This is a genomic window from Serratia sp. 506_PEND, assembly GCF_001076875.1.
GTDB lineage: Bacteria > Pseudomonadota > Gammaproteobacteria > Enterobacterales > Enterobacteriaceae > Serratia > Serratia marcescens.
The window spans coordinates 1-2,925 of sequence record NZ_JVEL01000557.1; the positions used below are offsets into that span (position 1 = coordinate 1).

The following is a 2,925-nucleotide window of genomic DNA, read 5'->3' on the forward strand; positions in this document are numbered from 1 at the left end:
TATGAGGCGGATATCGCTTAACGGCGTCTCCAGCGCTTTCAGCAGAAGGTGCTCAACACGAATTTCAGCACCCTGCTGGCTGACGCACACGGCCGCCGCCTCTTCCAGCATATGGCGGCAAACCGGATGAAGTCGTTCAACAAGGATGTGCAGATCAATGCGGATCATGGGTTAACGCCCTCACTTTAAGAGTTCACTCAACTGACGCAGGACATCCTGCGTCTGATTGCTGAGCAGATGGTGAAAAAGGAGAAAAACGCCAGCCATCAGCAGGCAGGCGCTGCCCGCGACAGTGCGCAGTGACACCTGGCGGGACAGACGATACGGGGCGGCCTGTTGACCAAAATCAAGGTGTAACACTGGCGGCTGAGTGACAGGTTCCGGGTTCAGTTGATGCTGAAGGGACTGACTTATCTCCAGTAGCATTTTCTTGCCGTCCGGCAGGAGACGATAACGCCCCTGAAACCCCATCAGCAGACACAGCAGAATAAATTCCAGCACATCGCGATAACGCACAGGATCGTCCCGCAGCTTATCAAGAACAGAAAACACCTTTTCACCGCCCCAGGTTTCACCATGAAACTGAGACAGCAGGGAGTTCTCCGCCCACACGCTCTGGTGACCCCATTCATGGGCCATCACCGCTTCGTCAATAAAGGAGCACAGCACATAGCGAAACGACAGGATCACGCCATTCTCATAGTCGAGCCCCCGCAGCTCCTGCTCAATCGCACGGATTTCCGTTGCCACTGTCTGATACAGACCGGCCACATCGCTATGGCGACTCAGCGTACGCACGCGGGCCACCATGCCGAACAGCGGCGTGACCGCGTCAACGATCGGATTCAGGCTGTTACCCCGCATCCTGAAAGCATAATCAGGATCGCTGTCCGTCAGGCCCGCATCCTCATGGAGCAGCCCTTTCAGGCCGTCGTAGTACATTGAATCAGTTGCCATCGTTAACTCTCCCTGTTACTGGCTGCGAATAGCCCAGAGCTGCATGTCAAGTTCAGGAAACTCACCGGCAATATGGAACGCCAGCGTGTTTCCGGTCATCAGTACTGACCAGGCCGGACTTTGCCTGTCAAGCTGGAAGTAGCTGTAGCCCGCGTGGTAAGGCAACTGACGCGGAGCCACCGGCAGAGGCTGAAGCGGCACGCCGGGGAGCTGCAGGCTGATAAGCTCACGAATTTTCTCACCTGACGCTACCTTGACCTGCTGTAGCAGCTGTTTACGCAGTTGTTCCTGCGGCATTCTGGCGCGTACAGCCAAGACGAACATCGCACTCTGCAGCAGTTCACTTTCAGCAATGACAGCAAGATGAACGCCATACGCCTGTTTACTCAGTTGCAGGGAGACCGCGCGCGGCGACAGCACCGTGCTGAGTGCCTGACGCAGGGCGTGCATGACCGGTTCAAAACCCTGTCGGGGATCGTCATGACGATAGGCCGGAAACTCAGGCGGCAGACGGGATCCGTCCGTAAAGGTCATCAATTCACCGCAGAACGCCACCAGCGTTTCGTACAGACGCTCCGGGTGTAGCGTGCCCAGGCGCGCAAGATGGGAAAGCCGGGGCTGCATGCGGTTCAGCAACTGCAGCATCATGAACTCGGCGACATCGGCGACACCCTGCTGTCCGGGCGCGGCAATACGCTGTGCCAGGGTCCGGGCACGTTCGGCCACCAGTCCTGCGGATTCGCCCAGAAAACGTTTAAGCACCGGGATAGCCGACACCGATGAACTGCAGGGCATAAACGCCGATTCCAGCACCAGGCCGCCATCCGGACGCCGCTCCTGAATACGGGCGACGGCCAGTGTGGCCCAGGCGCTGCGATCGTCACGCTCCAGCATCAGACGGGGACTCACCCGCCCGAGATCGAGTGCGGTAATATCCCCGCCGTCGCTGTGAAGATCGCGCACCTCATAGCGGTGCGCTTCCAGGCGGGTGGCGACAGACTGTTCCGGCTGACGCACCTCATTCACCCCGCTGACCGCCAGCGGAATAGCCAGATAAACCTTCTGCCCCGTCACCGCATCATCCGTAATTTCCAGCGGCGGCGGCAGCGCATCATCACCGGGAATATTGAACACCGTGCCATCGGGCATCACACCCCGGGCGCCCACCAGCGCGATACGCCCAAAATTCAGGTACTCTTCATTGATGTCCAGTGACTGCAGGCCACTGAAATAATCGCTGATGGCACTCAGACGCGCCTGCAGCGTGTAATCCACATGACGCTGTTGCTGCTGAAAATGCTGGGGCTTGATAAAAAGCCCTTCGCGCCAGATAACGCGGTTACGGATCGACATGGTTATTCTTCTGTTTGTTGTTGCAGGTCCACTTCATTCATACGCAGGTGCACCAGCACCTGGTAATGCCGTCCCGTACTTTTCACCGGGATCACCTTGCGCCACTCGGTACTGTCCGGATCGGCATAGCGGGCAACTACACCGATATAGCGCGTCTTTTTATCCAGTTCAGCAGCAGGGAGGTACTTAAACTGCCCCGGTAGCAGGGTGTAGTCCTGGTTGTCGAGATAGTTTTTCGCCAGTGCCTTGGGCAGGTCAGTGGTTATCTGATCGTAATCACTGGCAAGTAACCGGGAATCTTCCGCCAGCATGACAATCTGAAATTCAACGGGTGACGCATCACCGCTCTCATTGGGGTTCATGTCCTGCTCCCCGACCAGACTGAAGGAGACAGTGGAAGGCTGATCGTCGTGACTACCGACCTGGATATCAGGATTGGCTGCAACCTTCGCCATCTTGCCCATGGCGGTACAGCCCGTCAGGGATAGCGTGAACAGCAACATCAGGAAGCCCTTTCGCATCACAGCGACTCCAGCCCTTCACGCACCGCGCAGTCATAAGCCTGGGCGTAAACCTGGCGAAACAGTTTTTCAAATCCCTGCTGGCGTGATGAGG

General features: G+C 57.4%; 3 protein-coding genes. All 3 read right to left on the reverse strand.

All coding sequences use genetic code 11. From position 1 onward, the window contains the following. Positions 1 to 180 precede the first annotated feature (180 nt). The 3 genes from icmH to tssJ are packed head-to-tail and all read right to left on the reverse strand — an operon-like array spanning position 181 to position 2,831. Entirely contained in the window at positions 181 to 957 is a 777-nt protein-coding gene (gene icmH / locus ADK28_RS24750) for a type IVB secretion system protein IcmH/DotU (RefSeq protein WP_048796933.1), read from the reverse strand. Positions 958 to 972: 15 nt separating this feature from the next. Further along, positions 973 to 2,310 (reverse strand): type VI secretion system baseplate subunit TssK, encoded by a 1,338-nt coding sequence (gene tssK / locus ADK28_RS24755; protein ID WP_048796934.1) that lies wholly within the window; start codon positions 2,308 to 2,310, stop codon positions 973 to 975. A gap of 2 nt (positions 2,311 to 2,312) precedes the next feature. Continuing rightward, positions 2,313 to 2,831, reverse strand: a complete 519-nt coding sequence (gene tssJ, locus ADK28_RS24760) for a type VI secretion system lipoprotein TssJ (RefSeq protein ID WP_048796935.1) — start codon at positions 2,829 to 2,831, stop codon at positions 2,313 to 2,315. Between the last annotated feature and the right edge of the window lie 94 nt (positions 2,832 to 2,925).